This is a genomic window from Kitasatospora sp. GAS204B, assembly GCF_029892155.1.
Lineage (GTDB): Bacteria > Actinomycetota > Actinomycetes > Streptomycetales > Streptomycetaceae > Kitasatospora.
In genome coordinates this window covers 24,016-41,080 of the sequence record NZ_JARZAG010000018.1, presented here as the reverse complement: position 1 = coordinate 41,080, position 17,065 = coordinate 24,016, and the positions used below count along the sequence as shown (strand labels likewise).

At 70.7% G+C, this 17,065-nt stretch carries 20 protein-coding genes; 5 read left to right on the top strand and 15 right to left on the bottom strand.

From position 1 onward, the window contains the following. Positions 1-3: 3 nt before the first annotated feature. Complete coding sequence (locus tag P3T41_RS23525) at positions 4-861, bottom strand: MurR/RpiR family transcriptional regulator (protein WP_280691993.1); 858 nt, start codon at positions 859-861, stop codon at positions 4-6. A gap of 48 nt (positions 862-909) precedes the next feature. On the opposite strand from P3T41_RS23525, the gene P3T41_RS23520 reads away from it, so the two are divergent. Next, complete coding sequence (locus P3T41_RS23520; protein ID WP_280691992.1) at positions 910-1,803, top strand: EamA family transporter; 894 nt, start codon at positions 910-912, stop codon at positions 1,801-1,803. Between the two features lie 22 nt (positions 1,804-1,825). Here P3T41_RS23520 and P3T41_RS23515 read toward each other — a convergent pair whose 3' ends face one another. From P3T41_RS23515 to P3T41_RS23460, 12 genes are all read right to left on the bottom strand, one after another. After that, the gene (locus P3T41_RS23515; RefSeq protein WP_280691991.1) at positions 1,826-2,536 is read right to left on the bottom strand and encodes an alpha/beta fold hydrolase; all 711 of its coding nucleotides are present in this window, start codon (positions 2,534-2,536) and stop codon (positions 1,826-1,828) included. A gap of 43 nt (positions 2,537-2,579) precedes the next feature. After that, positions 2,580-3,407: an SAM-dependent methyltransferase gene (locus tag P3T41_RS23510; protein ID WP_280691990.1), complete on the bottom strand. Its 828-nt coding sequence runs from the start codon at positions 3,405-3,407 to the stop codon at positions 2,580-2,582. 151 nt (positions 3,408-3,558) lie between these two features. Further along, a complete protein-coding gene (gene folE / locus P3T41_RS23505; RefSeq protein WP_280691989.1) occupies positions 3,559-4,155 on the bottom strand; it encodes a GTP cyclohydrolase I FolE in 597 nt (198 codons plus the stop codon). An 8-nt stretch (positions 4,156-4,163) separates the two neighbouring features. Beyond that, positions 4,164-4,823, bottom strand: a complete 660-nt coding sequence (locus P3T41_RS23500) for a hypothetical protein (RefSeq protein ID WP_280691988.1) — start codon at positions 4,821-4,823, stop codon at positions 4,164-4,166. A gap of 65 nt (positions 4,824-4,888) precedes the next feature. Beyond that, the gene (locus P3T41_RS23495; protein WP_348533692.1) at positions 4,889-5,551 is read right to left on the bottom strand and encodes a 7-carboxy-7-deazaguanine synthase QueE; all 663 of its coding nucleotides are present in this window, start codon (positions 5,549-5,551) and stop codon (positions 4,889-4,891) included. A 106-nt stretch (positions 5,552-5,657) separates the two neighbouring features. Further along, the gene (locus P3T41_RS23490) at positions 5,658-6,086 is read right to left on the bottom strand and encodes a 6-carboxytetrahydropterin synthase (protein WP_280691987.1); all 429 of its coding nucleotides are present in this window, start codon (positions 6,084-6,086) and stop codon (positions 5,658-5,660) included. Next, complete coding sequence (gene queC / locus P3T41_RS23485) at positions 6,086-6,775, bottom strand: 7-cyano-7-deazaguanine synthase QueC (protein ID WP_280691986.1); 690 nt, start codon at positions 6,773-6,775, stop codon at positions 6,086-6,088. Before queC ends, P3T41_RS23490 begins: the two co-directional genes overlap by 1 nt. Then, positions 6,772-7,185, bottom strand: coding sequence for a hypothetical protein (locus tag P3T41_RS23480; protein WP_280691985.1), 414 nt, complete (start codon positions 7,183-7,185; stop codon positions 6,772-6,774). Before P3T41_RS23480 ends, queC begins: the two co-directional genes overlap by 4 nt. Positions 7,186-7,544: 359 nt before the next feature. Next, positions 7,545-8,795 (bottom strand): IS256 family transposase, encoded by a 1,251-nt coding sequence (locus tag P3T41_RS23475; protein WP_280692146.1) that lies wholly within the window; start codon positions 8,793-8,795, stop codon positions 7,545-7,547. A 1,609-nt stretch (positions 8,796-10,404) separates the two neighbouring features. Beyond that, the gene (locus tag P3T41_RS23470) at positions 10,405-10,773 is read right to left on the bottom strand and encodes a hypothetical protein (protein WP_280691984.1); all 369 of its coding nucleotides are present in this window, start codon (positions 10,771-10,773) and stop codon (positions 10,405-10,407) included. Between the two features lie 143 nt (positions 10,774-10,916). After that, positions 10,917-12,068: a hypothetical protein gene (locus P3T41_RS23465; RefSeq protein WP_280691983.1), complete on the bottom strand. Its 1,152-nt coding sequence runs from the start codon at positions 12,066-12,068 to the stop codon at positions 10,917-10,919. A 54-nt stretch (positions 12,069-12,122) separates the two neighbouring features. Further along, positions 12,123-12,590, bottom strand: coding sequence for a MarR family transcriptional regulator (locus tag P3T41_RS23460; RefSeq protein ID WP_280691982.1), 468 nt, complete (start codon positions 12,588-12,590; stop codon positions 12,123-12,125). Positions 12,591-12,646: 56 nt separating this feature from the next. Between P3T41_RS23460 and P3T41_RS23455 the strand changes: the two genes are divergently transcribed. Continuing rightward, a complete protein-coding gene (locus P3T41_RS23455; RefSeq protein WP_280691981.1) occupies positions 12,647-13,675 on the top strand; it encodes an NAD-dependent epimerase/dehydratase family protein in 1,029 nt (342 codons plus the stop codon). A gap of 72 nt (positions 13,676-13,747) precedes the next feature. Here P3T41_RS23455 and P3T41_RS23450 read toward each other — a convergent pair whose 3' ends face one another. Next, positions 13,748-14,317 (bottom strand): GNAT family protein, encoded by a 570-nt coding sequence (locus P3T41_RS23450; protein WP_280691980.1) that lies wholly within the window; start codon positions 14,315-14,317, stop codon positions 13,748-13,750. Positions 14,318-14,422: 105 nt separating this feature from the next. Here P3T41_RS23450 and P3T41_RS23445 point away from each other — a divergent pair, with 105 nt between their 5' ends. The 3 genes from P3T41_RS23445 to P3T41_RS23435 all read left to right on the top strand — a co-directional run bounded on the left by P3T41_RS23445 (position 14,423) and on the right by P3T41_RS23435 (position 16,509). Continuing rightward, positions 14,423-15,151 (top strand): alpha/beta hydrolase, encoded by a 729-nt coding sequence (locus P3T41_RS23445; RefSeq protein WP_280691979.1) that lies wholly within the window; start codon positions 14,423-14,425, stop codon positions 15,149-15,151. A 156-nt stretch (positions 15,152-15,307) separates the two neighbouring features. After that, positions 15,308-15,826: a GNAT family N-acetyltransferase gene (locus P3T41_RS23440; protein WP_280691978.1), complete on the top strand. Its 519-nt coding sequence runs from the start codon at positions 15,308-15,310 to the stop codon at positions 15,824-15,826. After that, entirely contained in the window at positions 15,823-16,509 is a 687-nt protein-coding gene (locus P3T41_RS23435) for a class I SAM-dependent methyltransferase (RefSeq protein WP_280691977.1), read from the top strand. The genes P3T41_RS23440 and P3T41_RS23435 overlap by 4 nt, the downstream gene beginning before the upstream one ends. Here the strand turns inward: P3T41_RS23435 and P3T41_RS23430 are convergent. Continuing rightward, entirely contained in the window at positions 16,496-16,957 is a 462-nt protein-coding gene (locus tag P3T41_RS23430) for a calmodulin-binding protein (protein ID WP_280691976.1), read from the bottom strand. The two genes, P3T41_RS23435 and P3T41_RS23430, sit on opposite strands and share 14 nt — an antisense overlap. Positions 16,958-17,065 lie beyond the last annotated feature (108 nt).

Here is a 17,065-nt window from a genome sequence, read left to right as displayed (position 1 = left end):
AGGTCAGTAGAGGTGGTCCGCGGTGATGCCGGCGGACAGGAAGAGCGCCTGCTCCGCGCTCGCGCCGCGCAGCGTCAGCAGGGTCAGCGCGAGGGCGTCGATCACCGCGAGGTGGGCCAGCCGGCTGGCGACGGTCTCCAGGCCGAGGATCAGGTCCTGGCCGCCGGCCACCAGGGTGCGGCTGCTCAGCTCGCCCAGCGGGGAGTGGGCGGTGCTGGTCAGGGCGATCACGTCGGCGCCCGCGTCCCGGGCCAGGCGGGCGGCGTCGACCGTGGTGCGGGTGGCGCCGGTGTGGCTGATGGCCAGGCAGACGGCGCTGGGCGGCAGCAGCCCGGCGGCCAGTTGGGCGGTGCTGGGGTCGGCCGGCGCGTCGACGGCGCAGCCCAGGGCGCGCAGGCGGTACGCCGCGTCCAGTGCCACCGCGCCGGAGAGCCCGGCGCCGATCACCAGCACCCGGCTCGCCGCGTCGAGCAGTTCGGCGGCCGCGCGCAGGCCCGTCGGGTCCAGGGTCGCGGTCAGCCCGTCCAGCGCCTCGCGGGCCGCGCGCAGCGTGTCGGCCAGCGCCCGGGCGGCCGGGTCCTGGGAGGCGGGGTGCTGGCCGGCGGCCGGGCGGGGCGCCTGACGGGCGGCCGCGAGCTTCAGCTGCTGGAAGCCGCGGAAGCCGAGCCGCTGGCAGGCGCGGACCACCGAGGACGGTGCGGTGCCGGCCAGTGCGGCGACATCACCGATGGTCAGGCTCGCCAGCTCGGCGCCTTGGTCGAGGACGACCTGCGCGACGCGTGCCTCCGCGTCGCGCAGCTCCGGTAGATGGGCGCGGATGTGGGCGGCGAGCTGACCGTCGTTCACGGAACTGGATTCCATGGGTCTACGATAGCGCGGAAATAAGTTCCACGACCGGAAGGTGTGCTCATGTCCGTGGCCGCTCTCTCGATGGCGGGCCCGTCGGCGCTGCCCGGCGCCGGGGCCGTGCCGTACGTGGTGCTGGCCGCCGCCGTGCTGCACGCGACCTGGAACGCGCTGGCCCACGCGATCAAGGACAAGCTGGTCGGCTTCGTGCTGATCGGCCTGGCGTTCACCGGCGTCGCCGCCGTCGCGGTCTGCCTCACCCCGCTGCCGCAGCCGGCGGCCTGGCCGTTCATCGCCGGGTCCGCCACGCTGCAGGTCGTCTACCAGGTCCTGCTGTTGCAGACCTACCGGCTCGGCGACTTCGGCCAGCTCTACCCGATAGCCCGCGGCACCTCACCGCTGCTGGTCGCGGTGGTCGCCACTCTCGCGCTGGGTCAGCCGCTGACCGGCGGGGGAGTGCTCGGCGTCGCGGTGATCTGCCTGGGCCTGGCCGGCCTCGCGGTCGCCGACGGCCTGCCGCGTCGCGAGCAACTCCCCTCGCTGGCCGCCGCCGTGGGCACCGGGGTGATGATCGCCGGCTACACGATCACCGACGGCGTCGGGGTCCGGCACTCCGGCACGGTGTCCGGCTATCTCGCCTGGCTCTACCTCTGCCAGGGGGTGGTCCTGCCGGTGGCCGCCTGCGTGCTGCGTGGCCCGGCCCTGTTCGGCCAGCTCAGGCCGTTCCTGCTGCGCGGGCTGGGCGGCGGGGTGCTCTCGCTGCTCGCCTACGGCCTGGTGGTCTGGGCACAGGCCCGCGGCGACCTGGCCACCATCGCGGCGCTGCGCGAGACCAGCATCGTCATCGCCGCCGCGATCGGCGCCCTGGTCTTCCACGAGCCGCTCGGCCGCCGGCGGATCGGCGCGAGCGCCACGGTGCTGGCGGGGATCGTGGTGCTGGAACTCGCCCACCCCTGAGCGCCGTTGGAGCCCTTCCGCACTACCGCGCCTCGCTCAGGAAGCGCTCCACCCGGTCCAGCACCGCAGCGCGCTGCGCCAGCAGGAAGAACAGGTGCCCGCCGTCGAAGAGTTCGAGGCGCGCGCCGGCGATGCCGGCCCCGGTCGCCCGGGCGGCATCGAGCGGCATCGAGCGGTCCTGGCGACCGTGCAGGATCAGCGTCGGCGCCCGCACGCCGCCCAGCCGGTCGAGGGCCGAGTACCCGACGCTCGCGGCGAGTTGGCGCCGGAACGCGTAATCGGGCTGCGCGTGCTCACGCCGGACCAGCCCGAGCCGCTTGGCCATCCCCAGCAGCCGCATCGGCCAGGACACCGTGAGCCGGCCGCGCCCGGCGGCCGAGCTGGCGACCAGCACCAGCCGGTCGACCCGCTCGGGACGGCCGATCGCGATCTCCAGGGCGATCCGCCCACCCATCGACACGCCCAGCAGGTGGGCGCGCGCGATGCCGAGCGCGTCCAGCAGCCCGATCGCGTCGTCGGCCATCAGCGGGATCGAGTACGGCTGATCGGGCTTCCCGGAGCGCCCGGCACCCCGATTGTCGAAGACGATCACCTGGTAGCGCTGAACGAGCCGCTCGGTCAGCGGAGCGAAGAGCGTCAGGTCCGCCCCGAGCCCGCCGATCAGCAGCAGCGGCGGGCCGCTGCCGTGGACCTCGTAGTAGACGTCGAGCTCGCCGACCTGGACTGTGGGCACGACGACACGATAGGCGAGCCTGTGCGACACCTGACAGGTGCGCTCAGGGCTTGCGCGCCACGCCGACCGCTGCCAGCCGCAGCACCGGGTTCTCGCCGAGCTTCGGGGCATCGGCCTCCGGGTGCCACTCGGAGACGGTCACCACCCCGGGGTCGACCAGCGCCAGGCCGTCGAAGAACTCGGTCACCTGCGCCATGGTGCGGAACTGGGCGCGGCCCACCCCCTGGCGCAGGATGGCCTCGGTGGCGGCCGCCTCGGCGTCGTCACCGGCGGCCAGCAGGTGGTGGACGAAGACGTAACTGCCGGACGGCAGCGCGTCGACCAGCTCGCGCACGATCCGGGCCGGCTCCTCCTCGTCCAGCACGTAGTGCAGGATCCCGCAGAGCAGCAGCCCGACCGGCTGCCCGAAGTCCAGGTGCGCCCGCAGCCGCTGATCGGCCAGCAGCTCGGCGGGCCGCCGCAGGTCCCCGGCGACCACCACCGTCTCCCGGTTGTCGGCCAGCAGCGCGCGGGCGTGGGCCAGCACCACCGGGTCGTGGTCGACGTACACCACCTTGGTGGCCGGGTCGAGCGCCTGCGCGATCTGGTGCACGTTGTCGGCGGTCGGCAACCCCGAGCCGATGTCCAGCAGTTGCCGAAGCCCCGCCTCCCCGACCAGGTACCGCACCACCCGCCGCAGCACCGCCCGCTGCGCCTTCACGCCCAGGTGCACCTCGGGCAGCGTCTGCTCGATCCGCTGGGCGAGCTGACGATCGGGGGCGTAGTTGTCCTTGCCGCCCAACAGGTAGTCGTACACCCGGGCGATGTTCGGCGCCGGAGTCTCGAAACTGGCGGGCTGCCAGTCGGCGGTGGCCTGCTGCTGCTCCGGCATTGCACTCTCCCCAGGTCGCGGCTACCGCGGCAGGGGTGGCGCCGGGATCGTCCGTTGAGCAGCATGATCGCCGATCAGGCCGCCACATTCAATGGGCGGCTGACGGGGTGCCAGCCGGCGGCGGCCTCAGACGAGCCCGCCCCGCACGAGCTCAGCGCCCGATGATGAGACTCATGGCCTCGGCACGGGTGACCGCGTCACGCAGCTGCCCGCGCACCGCGGATGTCAGCGTCCTGGAGCCGAGCTTGCGAATGCCGCGTACGGACATGCACATGTGCTCAGCCTCGATGACGACGATCACACCGCGGGCTCCCAGAATCCGCATCAGCGAGTCCGCCACCTGCGTGGTGAGCCGCTCCTGCACCTGCGGACGCCGGGCGTAGACGTCCACCAGACGGGCCAGCTTGGACAATCCGGTGACCTTGCCGTTCAGGGCGGGGATGTAGCCGACGTGGGCGACACCGTGGAAGGGCAGGAGGTGGTGTTCGCAGCAGGAGACCAGACTGATGTCCTTGACCAGCACCATCTCGTCGTGGGCCAGGTCGAACGTGGTGGTCAGGACATCCTCCGGCTCCTGCTGGAGACCCGCGAATATCTCCTGGTAGGAACGGGCGACCCGGCTCGGGGTATCGCGCAGCCCCTCCCTGTCCGGATTCTCTCCGACGGCGATGAGGAGTTCGCGCACGGCGTCCTCGACCCTCTTGTGGTCGAACCCGCGGACGGCGCCGCTCCGGCTCTCGGTAGCCACCGGGTGAGTCATGCTTGGACCTCTGGTTCAGTAGTGGCGTCATGGAGATGGACGCGGACGTTCGTCGGCGCCGCTCGTCCGCCGCGGGTCAGGTAGGTGAGCGTCAGGTTGAGCAGGAGGAGATACACGGGGAAGCCCGCGCCGACGAAGGACCAGTGCCGCAGCGTGACAAAGGTCAGCGCTGCCCCGACCGTCATCGTCGCGTAGGCGTCAACAGACTCGCTGCGCGGATCGCGGTACGCCTTCGCGAGAGTCGGCAGCCCCGCCAGCAGATCGGCGGCCAGGCTCAGCGCGATCGCAGTGCGCGGGTCACTGGTGCGCCACCAGGCCAGCAGTGCTGCCAGCGACAGCGCGCCGCAGGCCAGGTCCCCGGCGGACAGCCGTCCGATGGAGCTGCGAGGGCTCGTCGCGACTGTGCTGACGCACACCAGCAATGCGCCCAGTGCCGCGCTCAGCGTCGTCACCTCGGCGAGCCCTACGCCGTGGGCGAGGCCGACGAGCGAGGCGATCAGGGGGGCGAGTGCCCACAGGAACCACGTCACGCTGTTGGGGCTCGCCTCACCGCGCCAGATGGCCACGCAGTAGCGGGCAGAGCCGTAGAGCGACAGCGCGGCCGCCAACGGCACCGCGGCGAGCGCGGCCGATGAGGCCCAGTGAGCGGTGAGCACGGTCGAGCCTCCTCAGTCGAGCCTCCTCATCGGGTCGAGCTCCTGAGTCGAGCGGACGGGGGCCTTCAGCGGGCCCGCTCGTCACCCCACACGTGTACGTGAAGTCGGGTGGTCAGGTTGAAGCCCGCGGCGATGGCCGCCTCCGCGAGCACGGGCAGCCGGGCCGTCACCCGCCCGGCCGTGGTGCCCTCCGGCATCACCCACACTGCGGTGGGCGGTATGCCCAGTCGACCGGCGATCCGGGAGACCTCGGCGACGTCGTCCGCGGTGGCGCAGACGAACTTGAACCCGGCTTTTCCCGTGCTGAGCAGGGACTGAAGGGCTGCCGGACGGATGCGGGCCGCTTCCGGGTCGCCCGCGTGCGCGAGCTTCGGTGAGACGTTGAACCGGGTGACCGCCGCCGTGGTCCCGGGCGTGGGGGCGAGCGTGCCGTTGGTCTCCACTTCGACCTCCACTCCTGCGGCTGTGAGTGCGGACAGCAGGCTCGTCCATCCCGGCTGCCGTTGGTGCAGCAGCGGTTCGCCGCCGGTGATGACGACCAGCTCCGGGTTGCCGCGCAGGACCCGTGGGACGATCTCCGCGACGGCGGTACGTGTCAGCTCGGCCCGCAGGTTGTGGCGTGCGGCGTTCCAGGTGTAGGGAGTGTCGCACCAGGTGCAGTGGAGGTTGCAGCCGCCCAGCCGCACGAAGCCGGCTCGGCGGCCGAGCGACGGTCCCTCGCCCTGCACGGTCAAGTCGGCCCGAAAACCTCCGCGACGATCAGGGTTGCGGAGGGGTCGAGCCGGGCCTCACCTCCCGCCGTCCCCACAGCGGTGGAGGAGCGAAGTTCCACCATCAGTCGGCCTGCCAGATGGCTGAGTTGGCGCGGGTCTCATCCACCCGGACCCTGCTGACGCGGGCACCGGGGGCGCTGTCGAGCCCCACGAGTGCCTTGGCGGCGACGTCGGCGAGCAGCGCCGCGACGTTCTCCACCGTCGGCTCCCCGGGAACGACGTACACCTTGGACTGGTGCGACCGCAGGATCGGGACCAGCGGGTCGTCCGGCCCCAGTAGCGTGCCGTGGTCGAGATGCTCGTCGATCCATTGGCGCAGGGCCTTCTTGAGAGCTCCGAGCTCCACCACGATGCCTGCCTCGGTGGCGGGCGCCTCCACGGTGATCTCGACCCACCAGGAATGCCCGTGCAGGGAGACGCACTTGCCGGCAAGGCTGGGCAGACGGTGCGCGGACTCGAAGTTGTGGCTGATCGCGACGGCGTGTGCCATCAGCGGACCGCCAGTGTCTCGTACTCAGTGGGGTCGCTGAGGCCCGCCAGCTCGAATGCCTCGCGCCGCTCGGTGCACGTTCCGCACCGGCCGCAGTGCAGTTCGCCACCGCGATAGCACGACCAGGACAACTGGAGCGGAACCCCGAGCTCGGCTGCCCGGAGGGCGATGTCGACCTTGCGAAGGTGCAGGAACGGGGCCTCGACCCTGGGAACGTGCAATCCCTCCAGTGCGCTGTCCACCGATACCCGCAGCGCGTCGACGAAGGACGACCGGCAGTCGGGGTAGACGGTGTGGTCACCGGCGTGGATACCGAGGGCGACCAGCTCGGCGGCCCTGGCTGCGGCGATGCCCGCGGCGATGTTCGCCATGATGGCGTTACGGTTCGGCACCACCGTGATGCGCATCGTCTCGTCCTCGTAGTGCCCGTCCGGGACTTCGACGTCGGGGTCGGTGAGAGCCGACCCGGGCATGAGGGCCCCGACGGTCGTGAGATCCACGACATGGTGCTCGGCGGCGTAGTGCGCGGCGACGGCCCGGGCGGAGGCGAGTTCCCGCGTGTGCCGCTGGCCGTAGTCGAATGACAGGAGTATCAGTTCGTAGCCGCTCTGATGGTAATGTCCAGCCAGGGTGCTGGAGTCCATACCGCCGGAGAAGGCCAGAACGGCGAGCTTCTTTCGCACGTTCACGCGACCGCCCCAGCCGTCGGCGCGGTGGCACGGACCGTCAGCGTGAGTCCGCCGCGGACCTGCTGGATCAGTTCGACGTCGACCGCGGCGTTCAGGGTCGTGTGCAGGTCCTCCGCAATTTGGGACGCCAGGTCCTCAGCGAAGATCCCTCTGTCGCGGAAGCCCCACAGGTAGTGCTTCAGTGCCTTCGACTCCAGGCACAGCCCGCCGGTCGGACGGTAGGAGATGGTGGTGCTGTACAGGTCGGGCTGTCCGGTGACCGGGCAGTTCGCTGACAGTTCCGTGGAGGTGAAGACGACCTCCCGGAGATGCGTGGCAGCGGGAATGGTCGCCTCGGAGGAAGCGGCCATCTCATCCGCGGCCAGCGGGCGGCCGAGATGGCGGCCAAGATAGGTGGGAAGCTCGGTCATGTGCGGCGGTCCTCTGGTGTCGCAATCGGCTGAGCGAGTGGGGGCTCGGCTGCGGTAGATGTCCTGGACGTGACCGTGATGGGCCGAGGGTGCTGCCGGTAACGGTCGTGGAGTAGCGCTGCGCACGGATGCGGGATTCCTTTTGGGATGCACACTTGTGCGCCTGTGGTGCCACCCTCATCCGGGCTGGATTGAGTGTCAATGACCCGATGTCAGACCCTTGGGCCCCCGGGCCCACTGACGCTCTTTCTGGTTCTCGACAACGGATCGTCACATGTTTCGAAGGTCACTCGAGCGTCGGTGCCGAGGTGTGAGCGGATCGCGGTCGGTCAGGGCTTCCGGCGCGGCGAACATGTCCGTCACGCGGCCGCCTTGGTGCGCTCGACCAGGATGCCGTTCTCGAACCGGGCTCCCGCACGGACGAGAGGCACCAGGTGGGCGCCGGTGATCGCACGCCATCGTGCCTGGGCGGATTCGACGAGCTTGAACACCATCGTGAGGGCCGCGGCCGGGCCGCCGGCCCCGCCCGTGACCTTGGTGCGGAGCTTGACCGTGGCGAACGTCGACTCGATCGGATGCGTGGTCCGCAGGTGAACCCAGTGCTCGGCCGGGAAGTCGTAGAACGCCAGCAGTTCCTCCTGGTCGTCGGTGATCCTAGCGACGGCCTCGGGCCACTTGGCACCGTAACTGCGGGCGAACGCCTCGATCGCCTTCTCGGCGTGCGCGCGGTCCGCCGCGTGGTAGATCTCCTGCATCGCCTTCGCCGCGCCCGGTTGTGCGGACTTCGGCAGGCAGGTGGTGACATTCCGGGCCTCGTGCACCCAGCAGTGCTGATGGCGGGCGGCCGGGAAGACCTCGGCGAGTGCCTTCCGCAGGCCCATCGCGCCGTCGCCGACGACGAGTTCGGGGTCTCGCATGCCGCGTCGGCGGCAGTCGTGCAGCAGCTCGGCCCAGGACTCGGTGGACTCCCGCAGCCCCTCGGCCAGCGCGATCAGCTCCTTGGTGCCGTCCAGGCGGACGCCGAGCAGGACCAGGACGCACGAGTGCGCCTGACCGAGCCGGACCTTCGGGTGGACCCCGTCGGCCCACACGTAGACGAAGTCGCGGTCGGACAGATCCCGTTCCTGGAAGCCGGCGAGGTCGTCGCTCCACTGCTTCGTCAGCCGGGTGACGGTCGCGGGGGACAGGCCGGCCGTGCCGCCGAGGAACTGTTCCAGTGCGGGACCGAAGTCCCCTGACGACAGTCCGTGCAGGTGGAGCAGCGGCAGGACCTCCGAGATCTTCGGCGACTTGCGGCACCACGGCGCGAGGATCTTCGAGGAGAACCGTTTGCGCTCGCCGGTCCTGTCGTCGATGCGGCGGTCGTTCACGCGGGGCGCGGTGACCTCGACCGGGCCGGCGGTGGTGACCACCGTGCGGGACCGGTGCTGACCGTTGCGGACCACCGGACGCCGTCCGTGCTCGTCGGTCTCGGCCGCCAACTCTGCTATGTACTGGTTGACTTCCGCCTCCAGCGCGGCAGCCAGCAGCCGGCGGGCGCCCTCGCGGACGATCTCGTCGATCGGGGCACCGGACCGGATGGAGCGGTCATCGGTGACGACGCTGAGCACGGGCGTACCGTCCCGACCCGTGCTGCAACGCAGGCCTGCTCGCAGACCGTCACGGATCACTCGGGAAGGTGCGCCCGCCGCGTCCCTCCCCGCACCGATCCACGAGTCCTGAGCGTTGCCCGGCGGCTCGACGGCGGAGCGCGAAGCGGGCACCGGCGGTTGGGCCGACTGCTGCCGCAACTGGATGCGCTGCCAGGACAGTTGCCAGCGCGCGAGTTCCTCGGCGGACGCGCCGAAGGCGGTGACCAGCGCCAACACCCGTTCCAGGGGCGGGAGACGGCTCCGCTGGTGGCTCAGGTCTCCCGAAAGGGTGCTGCGTGGAAGGCCGGTGCGGCGCTCGAGTTCGCGCAGCGATGGGTTGCCCGACCAAATTTTGAACGTCTGAAGTCGGCGAACGAACTCCTGTGGTGTGGTCGCTTCGCCCGTATCGGGCATCGTGGCTGAAATCTGCTGCGATAACCGGTCCGGAACCCCGCCAATGTGTTGCCCGGCCATACGTCCCCCCTTGAGGGATCGGCCCGCTCGGCCGATCCGGCGTGTGCTGGGGACCATCCTGGCCAACACCGACTGAGCGTTCCATGGCGTTTGCTTGGCGTTCTATGATGCTTTGTTGTCAGGGACCGCCAGGGTTGCAGGCCGGGAGTCGCCCACGGGGGTACGCGTCCGGGGCGCCGGGCCGTTCCTGCCGTCGTCACTCGCGCAGAGCGTCGTCACTCCCGCGGAGTGACCACTGTTCGGAGGCGATCATGCCGGGGGATTTCGGAACGCTGCTGCGACAGTACCGGTTGTCGGCCGGGTTGACGCAGGAGGGGCTCGCGGAACAGTCAGGTGTCTCGACGCATGCGATCAGCGTGCTGGAGTCGGGGCGGCGGCGGCCTCGCCTGTCGTCGGTGACGCGGCTGGCCATGGCCCTGGGCCTGGACCCGGCCGACCGCGACCGCCTGCTGGCCGCGGTACGCGGCCAGCAGGAGCCGCAGCCGGGTATGGAGCCGGTCGAACGCGTGGTGCCTCGACTGCTGCCGTACGCCGTCCCGGAGCGTTCGGGTCCATGCTCAGTTGAGAGGGTCGCACACCCTGGTACCGGTCAGGGTCGATGACAGGCAGCCTGTCAGCTTCCCGAAAGGGCCCGTGTAGACCCAGGCCCCCGCGAGGGGAGCCGGTCCTTCTACGAGCCATCTCCCGCTGGTTGAGTCGAAGATGCTGAAGGAGCAACCGCCGTTGTGGGCGGACCCTTCGACGACCACTGAGCCGTTCATGACTTCCACCAGCACGGAGCAGCCGCCGTTGGTGATGGTCGTGCCGCCGCCTATCGTTACGGCCTGGGCCGAGGCTGTGGCGCCCAGGCCGAGCGTGGCCGCCGCTAGCGCAACGGCCGCTGCGCGTCCGGCAGTTGTGGTGAATCGCATGGAACTCCTCCAGTGACGAGGTCCGGAGCCGGACTCGGCGCCGGGGTGGGGAACGAATCTCGGGCGTCCTTCGAGGGCGTCATCGTCCGGGCGCAGCCGGATGGTTGGGTTCGCGTCATGCCCTCGGGTCATGCCCTCGCGGCAGTCGAGTGGCGGGAGCGGACCCGCGAGGGCCCGCTCCTGCCTCGCTCACCGCACCGTGCTCAGTTGATCGGGCCGCACGACTCTGCGCTGCGCGGCCCCCACAGACACGCCTCCAGGCTCATGTTCGGGCCGTCGTAGTACCACGGCGACTCGGAGCCGCTGGTGGTCGGGCCGTAAGTCCACTGGTTGGCGTTCCGGTCCCAGATGCCGAACTCGCAGCCGCTGGGGTCGGCGATCGGATCGATCGCCATGTGGTCGTGGCCGCCCTGGAGTTCGATCTTCTCCAGCGCGACGCAGCCGCCGCTGCGGACCGTCCAGGTGCCCTCGGCGGCCTGGGCCGAGGTCGCGCTGCCCACCCCGATCACGCCCATCGCCACCGCGGCGAGCACGGCAGCCGTGGCGCGCTTCCTGGTCTTGGTGAATCGCATGGAGCTCCTCCAGTGAGTCGGTTCCGCCCCGGAGTCGGCCCGGGGCACACCCGAAGCTCACCGCCCGGTGGAACGGAAAACAACTGGCCGAGCACCGTCCCGGACGCTCCCGGACGGCGTCGGACGCTGTCTTCAGGACGTCATCAGCTCAATGCATCGGGCACGTCTCGTCTGACGCAGGCCGCCAGGGCCGCGCGGGCGGCTTGGGGGCGAGGGGTATGCGGGCTGTCGAGTTGTTCGGCGAGGGTGCTGTCCCAGGCGGCTATCTGATGCAACGCCATGTCCAGGGCGTTGGTGTCCTCTCCGAGCAGGGCAGTCGCCAGGGCGAGTGCATCGGCGCGGTCGGTGCCCTGGGGTGCCGGGATGTCGGCCAGGCGGGGACGCACGAGGGATGCGGTCTGCGCCGGGCAGAAGGTGGCAAGTGATACGAGTACGAAGCGGGCGGCGTCGGTCTCCCGGTCCCAGGCCGGGACGAGACTCGGAATCTCTGTCACGACTGCGTCGCGCAGACGCGTGAAGTGCCGAACGTCGACCCGGCCGCCCATCGCACTCCAGTCGGCGAAGGCGGCGGCCGTGGCGTCGAGTTCTGAGGCGTATCCGAGCAGCACGTGGAGCAGGCTCGTCCGGGCACCTGGCGACATGGCCTGCGAGCGGGCGAGTTCGGCCAGGTAGGGGATGATCAACACCGCGCCGGCGTCCCGGGTGGGCATGTGGTGTGCCATCCGCACCAGGTCCGCCAGGAACTCCCGGGTGCCCTCGCCGGGTTCGTCGATCTCGTCGAGGATGGCGTCGTCCATGAGGAACTCGAGAAGGTGCGGCACCGCCCCGGGTGATCCGTGCATCCGCTTCGCCACGGCAACCGCCTCACGGATCTCGGTCCCCGGGTCCCCGAAGTCCAGGCCTTCCCACCGCGGTGCGCCCGGCGGCAGCGACCGCGGGCCCGGCAGCGGGGCGGGGAGCGCGATGCGGGCCGTGGCGTCCTCGTGTACGAGTCCGTCGCGGGAGAAGGCGGGTACACCGCCCGACGAACTGTGGACGTGCGTGAGCAGGGCGCCGCCCCGGCTGCGGGCCAACGCTGCGAACCTGCGCTTCTCGTCCTGGAGGAAAGGCCCTAGCTGCTCCGGCCCGTCCTCGGGTACCGGATAGACGGCGAGGGAGGAGACGCTCCACAGCCTCTCGCCCTGGCCCGCACGAACCGCGACGAACCGGCATCCCAGGTCCGACAGCTCCCGAGCGACATCGAGGGCCACCGCCTCTCGCGGGAAGAACAGCACCCTGTGCACACCCATGTCCATGCCCTGCATCATTCCGGGTCCACCGTGGGGCGCGGAGGGCTGACGCAGCATCGGCTATGGACGTTGCGGGTTTCGCATTTTCGTCAGCAGCGCGAGCAGGGTGTCCTGTTCCTGCGCGTCGAGACCGGCGAACAGCCCGGAGGCGTGCAGTCGTGTCCTGAGCGCCTCCCACAGTTCGTGTCCCTGTTCGGTGAGGGCCAGGGTGCGCTTGCGGCCGTCGGCGGGATGGGGCTGACGGGCGACGAGTCCCATGCTCTGGAGTTTGTCGGCGGCCAGACTCACCGTGGAAGGGTCGCAGCGCAGGCGGGCTGCCACCTCCCGCATCGTCGGCGGTTCGGTTCCCGGGGCGAGTGCCCTCAGCGTGCCGGCGACGGAAGTCGGGACCCCGAACTCGCCGAGCACCTGGGCCACGACCGCGTCCGCGGAGTTTCCCACCTCCAGGAGAACACGGACGATCTCGGCTTTCCGCTCGACGTCCGCAGGACGAGTCGTCGGTGCCTTCGCGTCATGGCTTGCGGTCATGGACCTATGGTACCTTCCAAATATCAATGAGAAACTCAATGACATTGGAGGGCTAGATGACCGACAGTAACGTCAATGAGACGGTGCTCGTCACCGGCGGAACCGGCTACCTGGCCGGCTGGGTGATCACGGGCCTGCTCCAGCGCGGCTACCGGGTGCGCACCACCGTGCGCAGCCTCGACAGAGCGCAGCAGGTACGCGACGCCGTGAGTGGGCAGGCAGGCGAGCAGGCAGCCGCGACCATCGAGTTCGCGGCCGCCGACCTCCTCGGCGACGACGGCTGGGACGAGGCGATCGCGGGTGCCGACCACGTGCTGCACACCGCCTCGCCGATGCCCTTCGGCTCGGGCGTGGATCTCATCACCACCGCACGTGAGGGCACCCGCCGCGTCCTGGGCGCCGCCGCCCGCGCCGGGGTCAGGCGTGCCGTGTTCACCTCCTCCGGCGTCACGGCCGACACCGGCGACCCGGACACACCCGCGACCGAGACGACCTGGACCGCGCCGTCCGGCACCCCACTTCGCGCCTATCCCGACTCCAAGATCCTCGCCGAGCGCGACGCGTGGGATCTCGCCGCCGCCACCGGGCTCGAACTGACCGCCGTCCTCCCGACGTTCATGCAGGGCCCCACACTGGGCACACCGAACGGGCCAGGAACGGTCGAGATCATCCGCCGCCTGCTCGCCCGCGAGATTCCCGCCCTGCCGAACATCGGCTGGAACATCGTCGACGTGCGCGACATCGCCGAACTCCACATCCTCGCCATGACCAGCCCGGCCGCCGCAGGCCAGCGCTACCTCGGCTCGGGCACCTTCCTGTGGTACCGGGACATCGCCCGCATCCTGCGCGAGAAGCTCCCGAACGAAACCGCCAAGGTACCCACGCGCACCATGCCCGACCTCGTCGTCAAACTGCTCGCGCGGCGCAACCCGCAGATGGCGATGGTGCGTTCCGAGCTCGGCCGCACCAGGCTCGTCGACAGCGGCAAAGCACGCACCCAACTCGGCTGGCAGCCCCGCCCCACCGAACAGACGATCACCGACACCGCCACCGCGCTCATCGCCAAAAAAGCACTCGGCAGGTAGCCGCCGCCGGTCGTCCGCTGGCAGCATGATCGCTGATCACGATGGCGCAAGCGATGGACAGCTGACGGAGTGTCAGCCAGTGGCCGCCCTCCGGAGCGGGCCTTGCGCGAGGCCGTCGACCATGTCCGCCGTGATCGCCCAGCGCTCATGTCCTCGCCAGGCCCCGTCGATGAACAGGAAGTCCGGCGAGAAGCCTTCGAGTCGGAACCCGAGCCGCTTGGCCAGCGCGATGGATCGGAGGTTCTCCGGCTGGACGTTGACTTCGAGGCGGTGCAGCCCGAGCTCGGTGAACGCGTGCCGGATGACGAGGTCGACACCCTCGGCCACCAGTCCGCGCCCCGCCACGAACGCACCGTAGCCCAGCGCGCCGCAGCGGAAGGCGCCGTGCACGATGTTGTTGACGGCCACGTATCCGGCGAGCTCGCCGGTCTCCGCCAGGCAGATGACGAAGCACGCACGGGCGGCCGGGTCCTCGAACCGCGCGAGGTAGGCATCGAACTCGGCGTCCGTGGTCGGCGGGGCGAGCCAGGGGCGGTGGAGTTCCGCGTTCGCACGGGCGAGCCGGGTGAACTCGGCGCGGTCCTCCTGCCGCAGGGATCGGATGGCGACGCGGCTGCCTCGGGCAAGGTCATCGGTGATCATCCGATGACCTTATCCAGGCGCGCCACGAGCTGGCTGGGAATCTCCCCCTGGGGGAGGTCCTAGGGTCCGTCCAGCAGCACGGCAACGCTACGAAAGAGGTCAGCCATGACGACGTTTCTGCTGGTCCCCGGTCTCTTCATGGGTGGTTGGGCCTGGGAGGCGGTGGCCGCCGAACTGACGGCGGGCGGGCACCGGGCGGTGCCGGTGACGCTGCCCGGTCTGGGCGAGCGCGCGGGGGAGGGGGTCGGGAGCATCGGGCTCGCCGAGCACACCGCGCACGTGCGGGAACTGCTCGATGCGGAGGGGCCGGGGGTGGCGCTGGTGGCCCACAGTTACGCGGCCTTCCCCGCGCTGGCTGCTGCCGACCAGCGGGCGGGCCAGGTCGAGCGGGTGGTGTTCGTGGACACCGGGATGCCGGAGAACGGCGAGTCCGTGCTGACGAGCTTCGCGGGGAACGGGATCTCGGGCCCGATCGAGGACGGTGTGCTGCCGGTGCCGAGCGAGCCGGCCGGCATCCCCGCCGCCGAGTTGGAGCGGTACCACCGCCTGGCCACCCCGCATCCCGCCGCGACCCTCACCGACCCGATCGAGCTGACCGGCGCCTGGCGCAAGCTGCCCACCACCGGCGTGTTCTGCCTGGACAACGGCCTCAGCCTGGAGGTGGCCCGTGCCCTGCACGGCAGTGGGGACCCCCGGTTCGCCAAGCTGACCGAGCCCGGGGTCACCTTCTTCGAGCTGGCCACCGGCCACTTCCCGATGCTCTCCGCCCCGGTCGAGCTGGCCGCCATCCTGGTCCGGGCAGCGGCCGGCGAAGGTGTGGGGCTGTACGGCTGACGGATCGTCAGGCGGCTGGAGTGCCGGAATGATCGAGGTACCAACGGAGTTCGCGCGCGCCACCGTCGCCCGCGAGCCTGCCGCGCAGGTCAGAGCGGTCGAGCGGGCGCGGAAATGGGGTGCCCGAGCACCCCGGAGCATGGCAGGCTGCCCCGCATGGAGATCCATCTCGAACCCTGGTCGGAGTCCGCGCTCGCCCTGCTGCGGCGGATCAACACCCCGCAGATGCGCCACCACGTCGGCGGCCCCGAACCGGAGGAGGAGTTGCTCGCCCGGCACCGCCGCTACCTCGCCATGCCGCAGACCGGCCGCGGCTGCATGTTCGCCGTCCTGCTCGGCGAGGAGATGGTCGGCAGCATCGCCTATCACCAGCGCGACTGGCAGGGCGAGCAGATCTACGAGACCGGCTGGAACGTCCTGCCGCCCCACCAGGGGCGCGGCATCGCGGCGGCGGCCGGCACGGCGCTGATCGCCGTCGTGCGCGAGGCCGCGCGACAGCCCGGCACCCCCGGGTACCTGTATGCTTTCCCGTCGGTCGAGAACGCCTCCTCGAACGCCCTCTGCAACCGTCTCGGCTTCAGCCTCGCCGGCCCGTGCGACTTCGAGTACCCGGCGGGCAGCGGCACCCTGATGCGCAGCAACGACTGGCGGCTTTGGCTGGATTCAGGCGCATGACCGAACCTGCTTACCTCGCCGCCGTCCGGGACTCGTACGACGAGGTCGCCGTCGACTACGCACGGGGCGTCATGAAGCCCGCCGAGTTCGCCCCCTTGTCGCGCGCGATGCTGGCCGCGTTCGCGGAGTTGGTGCTGGCCGCCGGCGCGGGGCCGGTCGCGGACCTGGGGTGCGGGCCCGGCCATCTGACGGCGCATCTGGCGAGGGCGGGACTGTCCGCGTTCGGGGTCGACCTGTCACCGCGGATGATCGAGCTGGCTCGCCAGGCCTATCCGGAGCTGCGCTTCGAGCTGGGCTCGATGACCGCGCTGGAGCTCGGGGACGACGAACTCGGCGGCATCCTGGCTCACTTCTCCACCCACCACACGCCGCCCGAAGCCCTGCCGGCGGTCTTCGCGGAGTGCTATCGCGTGCTGGCGCCGGGCGGTCACCTGATGCTCGCCGGTCACGTGGGGGACGGCGAGCAGCTGAGTCCGACCCGGGCCTACGGCGATCACCCGGTGTCCTACGCGTGGTACCTGCTGCCGGCACCGCGGATCGCGGAGCTGCTGGACCAGGCGGGTTTCGTCCGCACCGCACAGCTGGTCCAGCAGCCCGGCGAAGGGGTGAAGCGGGCGAGCGTCACCCTCCTGGTCCGCAAGCCGTTCGGCGAACCCGGGCCGGGGCGCCTTACGGCGCGGTGACCTCGCGGGTCAGCTTCGAGTGCCAGGGGCACCAGGTGGCGCGGGGCAGGAACGCGCCACCCACCTCGCTCAGATGGTCGTTGACGTAGGAGACGCTCGCGTCGCACACCTCGGTGGCCATGCCGAAGAACTTCACCGAGCTCGGGTCGAGCTGGTACTTCCAGGGCTGGTTGTACGGGGCGGGGGTGCTGACGACGGTACCCATCACACCGGTGTCCGCCGTGTCCACGCCGCTCAGCATGTCCCGGGCCTGCTGGATCCTGGCCGGGTCGGTGAGCTGGAAGACGAAGGTGTCCGTGCCGTCGGTGAACTCGAAGTAGGCCGCCGCATCGGCCGCCGGACGCACACCCGCGCCGCTGCTCTGCGCCGCCTGGGCGGGCTGCGCCAGCGCCAGGGCGAACATCGAGACCGCCGCGAGACTACCGATCTTGGTGATGGTACGTCGCATGCCTGAGACCTCCCATGTCAGTCGGGTCGCGTCCACGACCCGTCTGCACCGACCGTAAGTCGGGAAGCCACGGGGATGGTCTCCGGTATACCAAGAGTGCACCAAAGG